Source organism: Enterococcus sp. AZ167 (genome assembly GCF_051714025.1).
In the GTDB taxonomy this organism is placed as follows: Bacteria; Bacillota; Bacilli; order Lactobacillales; family Enterococcaceae; genus Enterococcus_D; species Enterococcus_D casseliflavus.
On record NZ_JBIORB010000001.1, the window covers coordinates 1877405 to 1892419 of the forward strand.

Genomic DNA, 15015 nt, shown 5'->3' on the forward strand with positions numbered 1-15015 from the left:
GTATTTTACATTGCTCAAAGTGACCTTTGAGGGCAAAAAAACGACCAGCCAGCGCTGATCGTCTTTCTCTTTAAAACAAATCGTCTTGGTCGGCTTCTGGTAGAGGCTTTCCGTGAGCAAGCTGGGAAACAACGTGCGCCATCTTTTTGTAGGAATCATTCAATCCGATTCCACCTTTTTTCGGCATCTTCAAGATATAGATGTCTTTGGCATAGATTGCCACTGCTGGGTTTTCCTCTGACATCGCTGCAGCCCCTGGAATTCCTTGCGCATTGAATACTTTCGTCAATCCTGCTGCCATTTCGCCAAAATTAGGATAATGCATCGCAGGTCCGCAAAGAACGGCATCGGCGGCAAATTTTTTAGCAAACCCCACAAATTTTTTGTTCACTTCTTCTTGATGCTCGTGATAATATTGATCACCACAATAAAGCGTTGCAACGATTTGTGCGTCTTGCTCTTGAAAAAGTGGATTCAAAGTTCGACCTGGACCAAGGGCAGCTTTTTTGCCGCTTGGCGGCAACTGAGCATTTTCATCACTTCCCATCCCTGCAGTGACATGATTGAGAATCAAAATTATTTTTTTCATGAGCGGTGCCTCTCTTCTTATAGATCATCAAAATCGAAATCGTCAAAATTGATTTCCTCTTCTTCTTGTTCAACGGCATCCGCTTCTTCTTTTAGATATTGATTATCTAAGACTTTGATAAACGGATAATAAATAGCCATTCCTAAGAGGATCAACAAGACTTGTAACACGGACGCTTGCCAACCACTGACTAAGAAACCAGAAATAATCGGTGGCGTGGTCCACGGCAGTTGAATTCCATTGGTATAGTTGACTAACCCAAGATCCATACAGAAGTATGAGATTATAATATTGATCGTTGGCACTAAAGCAAAAGGAATCAGCAGAACTGGATTCAAGACGATCGGTAACCCAAAGATGATGGGTTCATTGATCCCGAAAATACCTGGAATCAACGATAACTGTGATAGTTTTTTGACCCGTTGGCTTTTACAGACTAAGATCATGACTAAAATCAAAGATAATGTCGAACCGCCCCCACCAAAGGTCGCGAACATGTCTTGAAATTGACCGGTGATGATGTTAGGAATTTCTGCGCCATTCTTGAAAGCATCTAAATTTTCAATAGATAATGCTCGTAAGATAGGGTTGAAGACAGCGCCGACCACACTGGAACCATTGATCCCAAAGAACCAGAAAAAATGCAAAAATAGGTAGGCTATGATCATGGCACCTAAAGTATTTCCTAAACTTAACAACGGTGTCTGTAAGAACTTAAAGAGGATCTCTTGGAGATTGCCATAAGACGTCAAGTTGGCTAACCAGTTGGCGATCATAAAAACCGTCACGATCACAAAGCTGGGAATCAACGCCTCAAAGGATTTCACCACGGTTGGGGGAACACCGTCAGGCATCTTGATCGTCCACCCTTTGCGTAATAACGCAACGAACATTCTGGTGGAAATCAAGGCAACGACCATCCCTAAGAACAAACCGCTAGAACCCATCCATCGTAATGGCAGGCTGCCAACTTCATATACTTCCGTAGAGCCTTCTGGTGTGAAAACGGTCGTAAATGGTGTCACGATAAAAAAAGAAACGAGTGAAATAATGGCTGCTTGCATGGCATCAACTTTAAACTGTTTTGCCAAACTATACCCGATCCCACCAACGGCTAAAATCGTCATAATGTCAAAGCTGGCTGTTGCTGGCATATTTAACATCGTTGCCCAGTTGTCTCCCAGCAAACTGCTCATCATCTCGTTCCAATTTGGAATCGGAAAATTGGTCAAGACTAAAAAGAGTGAACCCACGATCAACAACGGTGTGGATAATAAGAAACCATCACGAATCGCAATCAAGTATTTGTTTTCACCGATCGTCTTTGCCAGCGGTGTTAACACTTTTTCTAACCAGTTTAAAAATTTCTGCATTTTTCTTCCTCCCATCTGCGTGCTATCTGGCAGATAACACGTAGTCCCCTGTTACTCCAACACTTTTATTACTTTGCTTTGGCTTTTTTGATCAAGCTTAAGGCATCTTTCAACGCTCGTTCGCCATCCATCATGCCGTATGCTTCTGTCGCGATCGTGCCGACTGGAATCCCCATTGGCTCGAAAGTTGCTTTCATTTTGCTATCTAAGTGTCGTACTTGTGGACCTAACAAAATAGCGACTGGTTTTTCTTGTTCGACTTTTTCTTCTGCATGGATCGCAGGGAATGCTTCGATCGTCAAAGGCATGTTGTGCTTTTTGACGACTTCCATCATTTTATTGACCATGATACTCGTTGACATTCCAGCTTCACAAAACAAATAGATTTTTTTCGTTACCATATCCATTCCTCCAATGTTTGTTTTTCTCAATCGCGGTTGTTAGACCGGCGCTTTGATTCGTTCTTCATACGCCTCCAACCATTCTTTCGTGATGGGTTCGATCACGGTTGTCTGCTCAGGTCCTGGTGTTGCCATAAAAATAGCAGGCTCTTGATTGGTGGTTGCGACACTAAAGGTAAATTCTACATTGGTTGCCACCCCCCAGCGACCCTGTTTATCTAAGGCGATCAGCGAGAAGGCGCCGGCTTTGCCGTAGCGCTTCTTCAATCGCGCTTCAAAGTCGTAAACGGCTTGATCACATGCTTCTTGCGGTGCTAGCCCTTCTCCCATCAAACGGACGATCTCGTAGGAAAGGCAGCCTTTCATCAAGTCTTCCCCTAACCCTGTGGCAGCGGCACCGCCGATTTCACTATCCACATAAAAACCAGATCCAGATAAAGGTGAATCGCCAACACGACCGCTTTTTTTCATAAATAAACCAGAACTAGAGGTTCCTGCTGCCATGCTTTGGTGTTCATCCAGCGCAACTACTCCCACTGTATCGTGGCCGTCATAGGGATCGAGGTTGTTGGCAGCGATCTCTGCTTTGCGCTTTTCCCAAATAGTTTTGGCTCGGGGTGTCAGCATCTCTTTGGGCTGGAATCCTTCGGCAAGCGCATAAGCGACCGCTCCTTGGCCGATCCGAAAACTATTGAATTTTTCCTCACTTAGGCTGCGTGCCACGGAAATAGGATTTTCCACATCGACGATCCCAGCGACGGCACCAATTTTGAAGGTATCACCATCCATGAAGGCAGCGTCCATTTCCAACACGCCTTCTTCGTTGGGCAGTCCGCCATACCCCACTGATTTATAAAATGGATAATCTTCCACTGCTTTAATGGCTGTTTCTACTGCATCTCGGCAGGAGCCTTGTTGCTCTAATATTGCTTTAGCAGCGAGCACACCATCGTGTGCCATCCGCCATGTAGCAATCATTCCCCACATAACTATCCCTCCATTTTTCATAGCGCTTTCAAGTATATTCTATACGGTATATACTACTATGTCTATACTAAAAAAAGAGTTTCTCAAAAAAATTGGAAAAACTCTTCTTCGTTCGTGTCTTCGCTTATTTTGTCAGTGCTTGTAAGCTGCTCAGATAAATTTCAAGATTCATCCGTAGATCGGCAACCGCCATGTACTCATCTTGGTTATGAGCGATCCCTTTTTGCCCTGGAAAAGACGGACCAAAAGCAAGGATGTTTGGCATCTTGCGGGCATAGGTTGCTCCTGTAGTGGTCACGGGGGTTGGATCATTGCCCGTTACTTGGTGATAGATCGTCGATAGCTTTTGGATTTCGGGGGCATCTTTTGATCGGCAGAACCCTGGAATGCTGCGAAGGATCGTAAGGTTTGCCCCTTTTGGCAATGCCTTTTGCACCCCAGCGAGCACTTGTTCCTCCGTTACCGATACAGGATAGCGGAAGGCCACTTCTAACGCTAGTCCACTGGCGGATTTTTGGAGAACCACAGGGGTCAAGATCAATTTTCCTGAGTCGGCATCTTCTATTACCAAATCAAGGCCTTCGCCATAGTGCTGCTGGTGAAAACTTTGGGTGATCCACTGCAAAGCTGCTTGCAATGACGGTGTCGCCGCCAGTTGCGGTGCCGCTTGCTGCGCAAGTTTTGTAATGGCATTGTCCCCTAGCTCAGGGGCATTGCTAGGGGAGCGTTTGCCTAGTGCTTCAAAGGACCGGCTGCCTACGGTTACCGATAGGTGGTCTGGCACATGATCGCGGAATTGATCGCCAGAAAACGCAGCTAACAGCTGCTGTTCTTGGGTGGGCAATGGAAAATCAAGTTGCACATTGACGACACCCCGTTCGCCGTAAACCACTGGATACTTGCAGTCTGGCGTAAAACCAAAACGCGGTGGTTGCTCAACCGCTAGATAATGCGGGATATCCGACATGCCGCTTTCTTCATCTGTACCGAAAATGATCCGCAACGGTAATTGCGGTTGATGACCAAGGTCTTTCAATAATTTCATGGCAAACAAACAGCTGATGATCGGGCCTTTGTTATCTAAGATCCCTCGGCCATAAAAGTTGCCGTCTTTTTCAGTTAGTGCAAACGGTGGGTAGCTCCAGCCAGAACCTGCCGAGACGACATCCAAGTGTCCTAACACACCGATATAGTCGGTATCCGTTGGTCCCCAATGGGCATAGCCGATCGCATCATCAATGACCGTTGTTTGAAACCCGTATGCTGCGCTTTTTTCCATGACGTATGCTAACACTTCTCGTGGTCCTGTGCCATAAGGCGCATGAGGCGCCGGCTCACCTTTGACGCTTGCGATCTGCATCACCTCGCTCAAAAGCGTGAGAAATTCTGACCAATTGGCTTCAATACTTGCTGTGAGTGGATCCATTGTCTTCACCTCTAAAGGATTGATTTTATTTTTGACGCACTAATGTATTTTTGAAGGTATATTTGTCTGCTCGGTAATAGGATGTATCGTATAAGATCGGTTTGGCTGATGCGGAATAGGTCATCGAATGGACCAAAAGCATCGGTTCCTCTTGAGGCACCTGTAAAAGTTTCGCAATATCGGCAGGACTTTTCACAGCTTCCACCTCTTGATGGGAATAACCAATCTCGATGTTGGCTTCAATGACTTGATACAAAGACGACTCTAATTGAGCTTTCGTGAGTTCTGCGGTGTCTTCTTGCAGATAGCGTTTCAGTACGTAAAGATTTTCCACCGTCATCGGCTCATCATCAAAGTAACGCAAGCGCACCAAATAAACGATCGGTTCCTTGGCGTAATCGCCAAACAGCTGACCAATCTCTATTGGGAGCTCTTTGACGGTTTCGATATGCAAAACTTCCGTACGGGTCTTTTTCCCTTGGATTTTGGCGGTCTCGGTAAAACTTTGGAGCCCGCCAGAGCCGCTTTGGATCTTGGGCTGTTTCATGACATAGGTTCCTTTGCCTTTTTCTTTCACTAACAAATTCTGGCCAATCAATAGATCGATGGCTTTGCGCACCGTTAAACGGCTGCACTGAAATTCCTCTGCTAAATCATAATCGGAAGGAAGCTTTTGGCTCGTCACGTACGTACCTTCATGAACCCGTTGCGCAATCTGCTGGGCAACTTCTTGAAATACTGCTTGTTTTTTCAACGTCTCTCCTACTTTCTTTCACTTTGCTACCATTCATAAAACGATCGATTGGCACTGACGCCAGAAGAAACACTGACAAACGCTTGTTCATCGATCCCTTGGATCATGCCTTCGACGGTCTTGAGTTCTCTATGGGAAATGACCAGTAATAATAGTTTTTTCTGTTGATGATCAAATCCACCTTCGACATCGTTGATGACCGTGATGCCTCTCTGCAAGGCACATTGCAACGTCGTAATGACGGGTTCTGCTTTTTCTGTAACGACCAGCAGCTGTACACGCCGATGCTTCAGGTTGACGTAGTCGACCATCCGCCCACTGATGAAGAAGGAAATGGCACTATAAAAAGCATAAGGCCAGCCAAAGATCAGCCCAGCTGCTAGCTGCAAACTGACATTGAAGCCGATAAAGAAACTGCCGATACTTCTACCAGTGGCTTTTTTCACTAAAATCCCTAAAATGTCAAGCCCACCCGTTGAAAAATCGTCGTTCAATGTCAAGCCCACCGACACCCCGTGCAGCAATCCGCCAAACACGGCACAGATCACCGGATCGGTCGTTAAAGCAATGACCGGTACTACCTTCATCATAACAGAAGACAGGACGACGGTACAAACCGTCATGATGGTAAATTCTCGATCGATTTTGACCCAAGCAACCGCTAACAATGGCGCATTAAAAAAAAGCACCAAAAGCGGGATCGAAAGCTGCAGATTCAACTGCTCATCTAAAAGCTGCGACAGCAATTGCGACAAACCAGTGATCCCACTCGCATAAATATTTCCCGGCAGCCAAAAGAGATTTAGGGCAATCGACGACAGCAATGCATAGATCAAAGCAACAAGCATTCGTTTTCTATAACGTGCCATGTTTTCCCTCCTCCACTTCGCTTTTAGTATATATCATTAAGTATATACTGTCACGCAGAAAAAGCAGGCGAAATGAGGGGAAAAACAGGAACGAAGCAATGTAAAAACACACCAAAATCAAGGAGTAAAACGTTGGTATCAAAGGTTTTTTAAGATTTTTTTAAAGCAAGTAAATCACTTGAAATTCGCTAAAAAATGAATAAAATAAAAAGTGTAAAAACAAAAGAATAAAGAAAGGATGATTCTTATGACACATGAGATTGTGCCACGCCGCTCAGATTCATACAGTATGACACCTTTTGATTTCTTTGAAGATTTTGGCCGCAGTTTTTTTGATGGGTTTCCATCGAACCTGATCAAAACCGATATTCACGAGAATGACAAGGAATTTCTCGTTGAAGCAGAACTGCCTGGCATCCCTAAAGAAAATATTCAAGTAACCTATGAAAATGGGGTTTTAACGATTACGGGACAACACCAGACGGATCATGCGACCGAAGATGAAAAAGGACGTCTGGTTCGCAGCGAGCGCAGCTTGACAAGCGTTCGGCGACAATACCTGTTAGAAAACGTCAAAGAGGATGAAATCAAAGCCTCTTACGCTGAAGGAATTTTGAAATTGACGTTGCCAAAAGACCAAGGCAAACAAGCGTCAAAGAAACTGATTCCGATCGAGTAACCAAGGCAAATAAAGCACCGCAGCAAAACGAGCGATCTCTGTTTTGCTGCGGTGCTTGTTTTATTTTAGAAACTGTCCGACTACTAAAAAAATGCACCGTAGCTTCTGAGAAAGCGACGGTGCGTTTGTGCTTATTCTTTGGTTTCGTCTTGGATGCTCGTTGCGTCTTCGACATCAGCTGGTTCAATTTGTGTTTCAACGGATGCAACAGTTCCAGGTTTCACTGTGCGGATCGCTGAACGATCAAACTCTAAGAAAATTCCTTCACAGTCGATGATCACGGTGCTTTTTTCTGTGTTGACTTCAGAAAGAACGCCGTGGAGTCCGCCGATGGTTACGACTTCATCGCCAGCTTTCATATTTTCTAAAAGATTTTTACGCTCTTGCTGTTGTTTCTTTTGTGAACGACTCATAAAGAACCACATTGCCACTAAAGCAACCAGCATAAAGAGCATTGGTAAAGATTGTGCCATTTTTTTCACCTCGATTTATTTTCTTTCCTATAAGATACTTTATCAGAATTCCTCTATTATTCCCACCATTTTAGTAGAGAATGTTAGAAATTCCTCGCATTTTCCTTGTTGAACCCATACTCTTCAATAAAATGCTCACGGAACTCCAACAAGTTGTCATCCATGATGGCTTGACGGACATTTTTCATCAGATTCAATAAGAAGTAGACATTGTGGTAAGACGTCAAACGCATACCAAAGGTTTCATCACATTTGATCAAGTGGCGGATGTACGCACGAGAATAGTTTTTACATGTATAGCAATCACACTTCTCGTCAATTGGTCGAAAGTCACGGGCATATTGCGCATTTTTCACGACTAAACGACCTTTTGAAGTCATACAGGTACCGTTTCTTGCGATCCGTGTTGGTAAAACGCAGTCGAACATATCGACACCGCGAATCACGCCATCGATCAAGGAGTCAGCTGCCCCAACGCCCATCAGGTAACGTGGTTTGTTTTCTGGAATCCAAGGAGTCGTAAATTCCAACACGCGATTCATTTCCGCTTTTGGTTCGCCAACTGACAGGCCGCCGATGGAATACCCTGGGAAGTCCATACTGATCAAGTCTTGGGCACTTTGCTTGCGCAAGTCTTCAAAGCCTGCACCTTGAATGATCCCAAACAAGCCTTGCCGATCTGGATTGGCATGGGCTTTCAAGCCACGCTCCGCCCAGCGAGACGTCCGTTCCACCGATTTTTTGACGTAGTCATAGCTTTCATCAAATGGCGGACACTCATCAAAACTCATCATGATATCTGACCCTAATTTGTTTTGGATATCAATCGCTTTTTCAGGAGATAAAAACATTTTCGATCCATTCAAATGGTTTTTGAAATGGACACCTTCTTCGACGATGTTACGCATTTCGGCTAATGAAAAGACCTGAAAACCACCAGAATCTGTTAAGATTGGTTGATCCCAATTCATAAATTTATGTAAGCCGCCTGCTTCTGCAACAATGTCTTCTCCTGGACGTAACCACAAGTGATAGGTATTGCTTAAAATGACGCCTGCACCCATTTCTTTCAACTCTTCAGGGGCAAGGGTTTTGACCGTTGCTAATGTGCCGACTGGCATGAACATTGGCGTTGGAAAGGTTCCGTGAGGCGTGATCAGTTCGCCTAAACGGGCACCGGTATGCTTTTCTTTCTTTATCAGACGATAACGAATGGCTGGTTCCGTCATTCATTTCCCTACTTTCTCTCTATACTCGATTAACTGTGCAACGCTATCTATGATAAGGGTTGCCCTTACATTTTGCAAGGAAGTTTAAAGAAACTAAGAGTATTTTCTCCTAGTCATGCGAAACATCTATTACTTTTTTTTGAAGATTTAGCGAAAGTTTGCTATCATGTTATTTATATTGAAGGGAGGTTTTTTGAAATGAAATCAAATAGAGAACTAAAAGCAGAAGCAAAAGCAATGCTGCGAGGACGCTGGAAAGACAGTGTTTTGATGTGTATTGTACCGACTTTGATCTCGATCGCTATCGCATTCGTCATTATCGTCCTTACTGTTATTCCATTGTATCAAAGCGGTATGTTCAATGATCTTGGTTCTACCGATGCAGTCAATTCCGCTGGCGGCAGTGGTGGCAGTGGCGGCGGCGGTTTGATCAGCGGTCTATTTTCTGCCTTATTCGGTGCTGGGATCTCTTGGACTTTCCTTGATCTTTTACGCGGTAAAAAACAGTCGATCCAACCCTTTTCTGATGTCTTTCGTGGCTTCAGTGGTGCTTTCGTGTTAGGGATCATCGTCATTTATATTTTGTCGACTATCTTCACGACGTTGTGGACATTCCTGTTTATCATTCCTGGGATCATTAAAGCTTATTCTTATTCTCAAGCATATTTTGTTTTTTATGATACCTATGAAGAAACGGGCATGCGGCCAGATTTTCTCAGCTGCATCACAGGTAGCCGTCATTTAATGAGAGGCTACAAAGGTCAACTGTTCATCCTTGATCTGAGCTTCATCGGCTGGCACATTTTGGCCATCATGACTGCAGGAATCGGCTACTTATGGCTGACACCTTACATCAGTGCAACCAAAGCAGCGTTTTATGACAATCTGCCTAAACGAGCACTTGCTTAAAAGATCGGTTCGCCGGTCTTTTTTTTGAGGAAAACGACCTTTTTCTTTTGCAAACGCTTCCGTTTCGTGTTATAGTATACGTGTAAGGAAGGTAGCAACTCTGTTGGTGGTTTTCGTAAATATCGCAAACTCAATCTACTAAAAGTTGTTGAACGTACAAGTTTCACCTAGTACCAAACGTGTAAAGTAACAAGAAGAAAAACGTAACAAGGATCGAACATTTCCATATCGAAAAATGATACGTCTCATTTTGTATCGGAATACACGAAACATGTGTAAGTTTGTAAATGAAAACAAATTTTCGAGAAACATTGCTTTGCATGGACCACAAAAAGCGACCACCGCTTATACCTTCCTCTAGTAGTAAGCTGGGCGACAAAAAAGCAGTTCTAAAAGTTGAGAAATTGTTTCAACTTAAAGAGCCGCTTACGTCGCTCAGTTTTTTTTGTTTATTTTAAGAACATCGCATCGCCAAAGCTAAAGAAGCGATACCGCTCATCGATGGCATGTTGGTAGGCAGAAAGTGTTAGGTCGCGTCCTGCAAAGGCACTGACTAACATCACTAAGGTTGATTTTGGTAAATGGAAGTTGGTAGAAAAAGCTTCCACGATTTTAAACTGATAGCCTGGCGTGATAAAAATACTCGTCCACCCACTATCGGCTTTGATTTGCCCATCAAACTTAGTCCCAATGGTTTCTAACGTACGGATCGAAGTCGTTCCGACTGCAACGATCTTGCCGCCATTTGCCCGAACCTCGTTCAATTGAGCGGCAGCTTCTTCTGTCAAACGGTAAAATTCGCTGTGCATCTCATGATCAGCGATATTATCGACACTCACTGGACGAAACGTTCCTAAACCAACGTGCAAAGTCAGATAAACCAGCTTGACACCTTTTGCTGCGATCTGCTCTAGCAATTCTGGGGTAAAATGCAAGCCGGCAGTTGGTGCAGCAGCTGAGCCGTTTTCTTTGGCATAAACCGTTTGATAGCGGTCTGGGTCTTCTAACCGTTCTTTGATATAAGGCGGTAACGGCATTTCGCCAAGTGATTCCAGAATCTCTAAAAAGATCCCTTTGTATTGAAAACGAATGATCCGGCCGCCGTGATCGAGCTCTTCTTCCACCACTGCCTCTAATCGTCCGTCGCCAAAGGTGATCTTCGTGCCGACTTTGGCTCTTTTGGCTGGCTTGATCAAGGTTTCCCACGTATCCCCTTCAATATTGTTCAGTAAAAGGATTTCTAAATGGGCACCTGTTTCTTGTTTTTCGCCATAGATACGAGCTGGTAATACCCGCGTATCATTCATCACCAAAGCATCCCCTGGTGCCAATTCATCAATGATGTTATAGAAGTGCTTGTCCTCAAATTTGCCAGTCTCACGGTCAACCACTAATAAACGGGAACTTGAGCGATCGCTTAATGGCGTTTGGGCGATCAGTTCTTCCGGTAATTCAAAATCAAAATCTTCAGTTGTAAGCATGTTGTTCCTCTCTTTCCCTAAATTCTTCTCTATTCTAGCATGTTTTTATAAAAATTGAAAAAACAGCTTTTTATTCTGCCCTTTCTTAGAAAAAAATAAAGAGACTGCTGCCAAGGCGTTCTGCAAAAAAGCCCCCTTTTTCCCAATGAAAAATAACGGGGGATCTTTGCCGTTTCTTTTCTCTATGCATCGCTCCTTAATTTGGACTTGCTTATGGCGCTATTTTCGGTTTTGTCTATACAATTATGAAAAAAATGGGCAGATTATTTGAATAACAAGGGACTTTTCGGCATACTTAGTACAGATTCTAAGCCATTATTCAGATTGCTTAAATAAAAATAGAGGTGACATCATGATTGAGTTTCAGCAGGTATCCAAAATTTACAAAGGTGGTAAAGTCGCTGTTGAAGATGTGAATCTTTCCTTTGAAAAAGGCGAATTCATTTGCTTCATCGGGACAAGTGGTAGCGGAAAGACGACTTGTATGCGGATGATCAACCGTATGACGGATCCTTCAAAAGGAAAAATCTTGATCAATGGAAAAAGCGTTACAGAGATCAACCCAGTGGAATTACGCCGTCAAATCGGCTATGTGATCCAAAGCATCGGTTTAATGCCTCACATGACGATTCGGGAAAACATTACACTGGTTCAAAAATTGTTAAAAGTCAGCCAAGAAGAACGCAACAAAACTGCCGAGCGCATGATCGATTTGGTGGAATTGCCGCGAGAAATGCTCGACCGCTACCCCAACGAATTATCTGGGGGCCAACAGCAACGGATCGGTGTTGTCCGTGCCTTGGCAGCTGACCAAGATGTCATCTTAATGGATGAGCCTTTTGGCGCACTAGACCCAATCACTCGTGATTCCCTACAAGATTTGGTCAAAGACTTGCAAGAACGGCTTGGAAAAACCGTCGTCTTCGTTACCCATGATATGGATGAAGCATTGAAACTTGCTAGCCGCATCGTGATCATGAGTGAAGGAAAAGTCATTCAATTTGATACACCAGAAAATATTCTGCAACACCCAGCAACACCGTTTGTGGAAGAATTGATCGGTGAAGACCGCTTGTTGCAAGCAAAACCTGACACAACGCCAGTTAAAGACGTGATGTTGAATACCCCGATCGCTATCACACCAGAAAAATCCTTACAAGAAGCGATTCATTTGATGCGGGAAAAACGGGTCGATACCTTGCTGGTTACCGACAATAGCAACGTGCTAAAAGGTTACATCGATGTCGAATCCATCGACCGCAACCGTGGCAAAGTTACTAGTGTCGGCGATATCTTGAACAAAGATGTCTTTTTCGTTCGTGAAACCGCCTTGTTGCGGGATACCTTGCAACGCATTTTAAAACGCGGCTTAAAATATGTGCCGGTAGTAGATGCCGACAAACATTTAGTCGGGATTTTGACCCGTGCTTCCTTAGTTGATATCGTTTATGACGTGATTTGGGGCGATGAGCCATCGATCATGGAAGCCATTGAGTCGGCGAAACCTGAAGAAACTGAGGAGGTCTAGCGCATGCAAAGCTTCTTTAATGAATATGGCAGCCAATTGGTCACCAAAAGTCTCGAACATTTGTATATCTCCTTTGCGGCTTTGCTCTTAGGGATTCTTGTTGCTGTACCGATCGGTGTGATCTTGACCCGTTTCCCCAAAGCAGCAACGATCGTGATCGGCATCACCAGTGCGTTGCAAACCGTGCCTTCTTTGGCACTATTGGCATTGATGATCCCGATTTTAGGTGTCGGAAAAGTCCCTGCTATCGTCGCTCTTTTCATTTATTCCTTGTTGCCGATTTTGCGAAACACCTACATTGGAATGAAAAAAGTCGATTGGAATTACCGTGATGTTGCCAAAGGGATGGGGATGACCAACTTGCAGTCGATCATCAGTGTGGAATTACCACTAGCGATCCCAACGATCATGGCAGGGATCCGCTTATCGGCTGTGTATGTTTTAGCCTGGGCTACCTTGGCTTCTTACATTGGTGCCGGTGGACTTGGTGATTTGATCTTTAGCGGACTAAACAACTACCAACCGCCTTTGATTTTTGCTGGGACGATTCCAGTGACGATCTTTGCTTTATTAGCTGACTGGTTACTGGGTTTGTTAGAATACAAACTGACACCAGCTGCCTTAAGGGGGGATGCGTAATGAAAAAAACTTCAAAATTAGCGCTGTTGTTTTCCTTAGGTGTCGCTTTACTGTCCGGCTGTTCCTTTCCCGGTTTAGCCTCGACTTCTGATGAGAATACCGTGGCGATCACAGGTGGGATCACTTCCGAAGCCCAAATTCTTGGCGCAGTGGTTGCAGGTATGGTCGAACACTATACGGATAAAAACACAACCGTCATTAACAACTTAGCAACAACGACCATCAATCACCAAGCGATGATGAATGGCGATGCGTCGATCTCAGCTGCCCGCTACACAGGAACTGACTTGACCACGACGTTAGGGTTGGAGCCAGAATCTGATCCGCAAGCCGCCTTTGACAAAGTCAAATCAGAATTTGAGCAACGGTACCAACAGACTTGGTTCCCTTCTTACGGCTTTGATAACACATATGTCTTTCTTGTCAGAAAAGATACTGCCGAAGAATACGGATTGGAAAAAGTCAGTGACTTGAAAGATGTCGCAGATCAATTGGTTGCAGGGGTCGATACCGCGTGGATCACACGGGTCGGCGATGGGTACGATGGCTTCCAGAAAGCCTATGGGTTCTCTTTCCAAAATATCCTACCGATGCAGATCGGTCTCGTCTATGATGCTGTTGATAACGGAAAAATGGATATCGTTTTAGGGTACTCAACCGACGGCCGGATCGGCAGTTACGATCTCGTGATGCTAGAAGATGATCTAAACTTCTTCCCGCCTTATGATGCCGCACCGATCGTCGATGACAAATTGTTGAAAGAAACACCTGAAATCGGCGATGCCCTGAACAAACTAGCAGGCAAAATCGATACCGAAAAAATGCAAGAATTGAATTACCAAGTGGATAATGACCTTCTAGAACCAACGGTAGTTGCCGAACGTTTCTTAGAAGAAAATAATTACTTCGAAGGAGAGTGACGAAATGGCAGACATGAATTTATTCCAACAATTTCTTTTCTATTTTCAAGAAAATGGCGGCTATGTTTTTGCTCAGTTCATTCGTCACTTCTTGATTTCAATCTACGGGGTACTTTTTGCCTCGATCGTCGGGATTCCAATCGGGATCTTGATTTCTAAAAAAATGCGTTTGGCAGATTGGGTGATTCGTTTCGCCAATATCATCCAGACGATTCCATCTTTAGCGATGATCTCGATTTTAATGATCGGCATGGGCTTAGGTGTGAATGTCGTGATTTTAACGATTTTCCTTTATTCTTTGTTACCGATCATCAAAAATACCTATACTGGCATGCGCCAAGTCGACCGCAATACGTTAGATGTCGGCAAAGGGATGGGGATGACTAGCTGGCAGCGATTGTATATGATCGAATTGCCATTGTCTGTTTCGGTGATCATGGCAGGGATTCGAAACGCCTTAGTCGTGGCGATCGGTATCACCGCTATTGGCGCTTTCGTTGGTGCTGGTGGACTGGGGGACATCATCATCCGTGGAACCAATGCGACGGATGGTGCATCGATCATCTTAGCCGGTGCTTTACCAACTGCCTTGATGGCGATCATTACGGATCTTGGATTGAGCTTTATTGAACGCCGCTTAGATCCAGCCAGCCGTACTTCACGCTAAACTTATTTGGAAAAAGCAAAAAGCCGTTGTGACCATTTATTGGTCGCAACGGCTTTTTTGGTTCGGTCATTTTTCAGGAAAGTATCGCTTC

Annotated in this window: 16 protein-coding genes; 6 read left to right on the plus strand and 10 right to left on the minus strand. The window is 44.4% G+C overall.

Annotation, left to right across the window (positions count from 1 at the left end):
- Positions 1-70 precede the first annotated feature (70 nt).
- The 7 genes from IGJ05_RS08805 to IGJ05_RS08835 all read right to left on the minus strand — a co-directional run bounded on the left by IGJ05_RS08805 (position 71) and on the right by IGJ05_RS08835 (position 6399).
- Positions 71-589: a GrdB-related putative oxidoreductase gene (locus tag IGJ05_RS08805; protein WP_266167011.1), complete on the minus strand. Its 519-nt coding sequence runs from the start codon at positions 587-589 to the stop codon at positions 71-73.
- A 17-nt stretch (positions 590-606) separates the two neighbouring features.
- Positions 607-1962 carry a PTS cellobiose transporter subunit IIC gene (celB, locus tag IGJ05_RS08810; protein WP_266167012.1) on the minus strand — a complete coding sequence of 452 codons (1356 nt, stop codon included), beginning with the start codon at positions 1960-1962 and terminating at the stop codon, positions 607-609.
- 68 nt (positions 1963-2030) lie between these two features.
- Complete coding sequence (locus IGJ05_RS08815; protein ID WP_266167013.1) at positions 2031-2363, minus strand: PTS sugar transporter subunit IIB; 333 nt, start codon at positions 2361-2363, stop codon at positions 2031-2033.
- A 39-nt stretch (positions 2364-2402) separates the two neighbouring features.
- Positions 2403-3350: a N(4)-(beta-N-acetylglucosaminyl)-L-asparaginase gene (locus tag IGJ05_RS08820; RefSeq protein WP_266167014.1), complete on the minus strand. Its 948-nt coding sequence runs from the start codon at positions 3348-3350 to the stop codon at positions 2403-2405.
- 124 nt (positions 3351-3474) lie between these two features.
- Positions 3475-4776, minus strand: a complete 1302-nt coding sequence (locus tag IGJ05_RS08825; protein WP_266167015.1) for a Sapep family Mn(2+)-dependent dipeptidase — start codon at positions 4774-4776, stop codon at positions 3475-3477.
- A 25-nt stretch (positions 4777-4801) separates the two neighbouring features.
- Complete coding sequence (locus tag IGJ05_RS08830; RefSeq protein WP_016609636.1) at positions 4802-5530, minus strand: GntR family transcriptional regulator, LSA1692 subfamily; 729 nt, start codon at positions 5528-5530, stop codon at positions 4802-4804.
- A 26-nt stretch (positions 5531-5556) separates the two neighbouring features.
- Positions 5557-6399 carry a YitT family protein gene (locus IGJ05_RS08835; protein WP_438725156.1) on the minus strand — a complete coding sequence of 281 codons (843 nt, stop codon included), beginning with the start codon at positions 6397-6399 and terminating at the stop codon, positions 5557-5559.
- A 247-nt stretch (positions 6400-6646) separates the two neighbouring features.
- Between IGJ05_RS08835 and IGJ05_RS08840 the strand changes: the two genes are divergently transcribed.
- The gene (locus tag IGJ05_RS08840; RefSeq protein WP_005227339.1) at positions 6647-7078 is read left to right on the plus strand and encodes an Hsp20/alpha crystallin family protein; all 432 of its coding nucleotides are present in this window, start codon (positions 6647-6649) and stop codon (positions 7076-7078) included.
- A 131-nt stretch (positions 7079-7209) separates the two neighbouring features.
- Here IGJ05_RS08840 and yajC read toward each other — a convergent pair whose 3' ends face one another.
- The gene (gene yajC, locus IGJ05_RS08845) at positions 7210-7551 is read right to left on the minus strand and encodes a preprotein translocase subunit YajC (RefSeq protein WP_005232170.1); all 342 of its coding nucleotides are present in this window, start codon (positions 7549-7551) and stop codon (positions 7210-7212) included.
- A gap of 83 nt (positions 7552-7634) precedes the next feature.
- A complete protein-coding gene (gene tgt / locus IGJ05_RS08850; protein ID WP_005227333.1) occupies positions 7635-8780 on the minus strand; it encodes a tRNA guanosine(34) transglycosylase Tgt in 1146 nt (381 codons plus the stop codon).
- 198 nt (positions 8781-8978) lie between these two features.
- Between tgt and IGJ05_RS08855 the strand changes: the two genes are divergently transcribed.
- A complete protein-coding gene (locus IGJ05_RS08855) occupies positions 8979-9689 on the plus strand; it encodes a DUF975 family protein (protein ID WP_015508900.1) in 711 nt (236 codons plus the stop codon).
- 449 nt (positions 9690-10138) lie between these two features.
- Here the strand turns inward: IGJ05_RS08855 and queA are convergent, their stop codons facing one another.
- The gene (gene queA, locus IGJ05_RS08860) at positions 10139-11170 is read right to left on the minus strand and encodes a tRNA preQ1(34) S-adenosylmethionine ribosyltransferase-isomerase QueA (protein ID WP_010748742.1); all 1032 of its coding nucleotides are present in this window, start codon (positions 11168-11170) and stop codon (positions 10139-10141) included.
- Positions 11171-11522: 352 nt separating this feature from the next.
- Between queA and IGJ05_RS08865 the strand changes: the two genes are divergently transcribed.
- The 4 genes from IGJ05_RS08865 to IGJ05_RS08880 are packed head-to-tail and all read left to right on the plus strand — an operon-like array spanning position 11523 to position 14924.
- The gene (locus tag IGJ05_RS08865; RefSeq protein ID WP_005227327.1) at positions 11523-12698 is read left to right on the plus strand and encodes a betaine/proline/choline family ABC transporter ATP-binding protein; all 1176 of its coding nucleotides are present in this window, start codon (positions 11523-11525) and stop codon (positions 12696-12698) included.
- Between the two features lie 3 nt (positions 12699-12701).
- Complete coding sequence (locus IGJ05_RS08870; protein ID WP_010748741.1) at positions 12702-13337, plus strand: ABC transporter permease; 636 nt, start codon at positions 12702-12704, stop codon at positions 13335-13337.
- On the plus strand, positions 13337-14257 hold the full coding sequence (locus tag IGJ05_RS08875; RefSeq protein WP_010748740.1) for an osmoprotectant ABC transporter substrate-binding protein: 921 nt from the start codon (positions 13337-13339) through the stop codon (positions 14255-14257). The genes IGJ05_RS08870 and IGJ05_RS08875 overlap by 1 nt, the downstream gene beginning before the upstream one ends.
- 4 nt (positions 14258-14261) lie before the next feature.
- Positions 14262-14924, plus strand: a complete 663-nt coding sequence (locus IGJ05_RS08880) for an ABC transporter permease (protein WP_005227316.1) — start codon at positions 14262-14264, stop codon at positions 14922-14924.
- The last annotated feature ends 91 nt before the right edge of the window (positions 14925-15015 follow it).

Coding starts and splice junctions, on each gene's coding strand:
- tgt (WP_005227333.1), bottom strand. CDS start 8,780: ATGACGGAACCAGCCATTCGTTATCGTCTGATAAAGAAAGAAAAGCAT.
- yajC (WP_005232170.1), bottom strand. CDS start 7,551: ATGGCACAATCTTTACCAATGCTCTTTATGCTGGTTGCTTTAGTGGCA.
- IGJ05_RS08835 (WP_438725156.1), bottom strand. CDS start 6,399: ATGGCACGTTATAGAAAACGAATGCTTGTTGCTTTGATCTATGCATTG.
- IGJ05_RS08840 (WP_005227339.1), top strand. CDS start 6,647: ATGACACATGAGATTGTGCCACGCCGCTCAGATTCATACAGTATGACA.
- IGJ05_RS08875 (WP_010748740.1), top strand. CDS start 13,337: ATGAAAAAAACTTCAAAATTAGCGCTGTTGTTTTCCTTAGGTGTCGCT.
- IGJ05_RS08825 (WP_266167015.1), bottom strand. CDS start 4,776: ATGGATCCACTCACAGCAAGTATTGAAGCCAATTGGTCAGAATTTCTC.
- IGJ05_RS08865 (WP_005227327.1), top strand. CDS start 11,523: ATGATTGAGTTTCAGCAGGTATCCAAAATTTACAAAGGTGGTAAAGTC.
- IGJ05_RS08820 (WP_266167014.1), bottom strand. CDS start 3,350: ATGTGGGGAATGATTGCTACATGGCGGATGGCACACGATGGTGTGCTC.
- IGJ05_RS08815 (WP_266167013.1), bottom strand. CDS start 2,363: ATGGTAACGAAAAAAATCTATTTGTTTTGTGAAGCTGGAATGTCAACG.
- IGJ05_RS08805 (WP_266167011.1), bottom strand. CDS start 589: ATGAAAAAAATAATTTTGATTCTCAATCATGTCACTGCAGGGATGGGA.
- IGJ05_RS08880 (WP_005227316.1), top strand. CDS start 14,262: ATGGCAGACATGAATTTATTCCAACAATTTCTTTTCTATTTTCAAGAA.
- queA (WP_010748742.1), bottom strand. CDS start 11,170: ATGCTTACAACTGAAGATTTTGATTTTGAATTACCGGAAGAACTGATC.
- IGJ05_RS08855 (WP_015508900.1), top strand. CDS start 8,979: ATGAAATCAAATAGAGAACTAAAAGCAGAAGCAAAAGCAATGCTGCGA.
- celB (WP_266167012.1), bottom strand. CDS start 1,962: ATGCAGAAATTTTTAAACTGGTTAGAAAAAGTGTTAACACCGCTGGCA.
- IGJ05_RS08870 (WP_010748741.1), top strand. CDS start 12,702: ATGCAAAGCTTCTTTAATGAATATGGCAGCCAATTGGTCACCAAAAGT.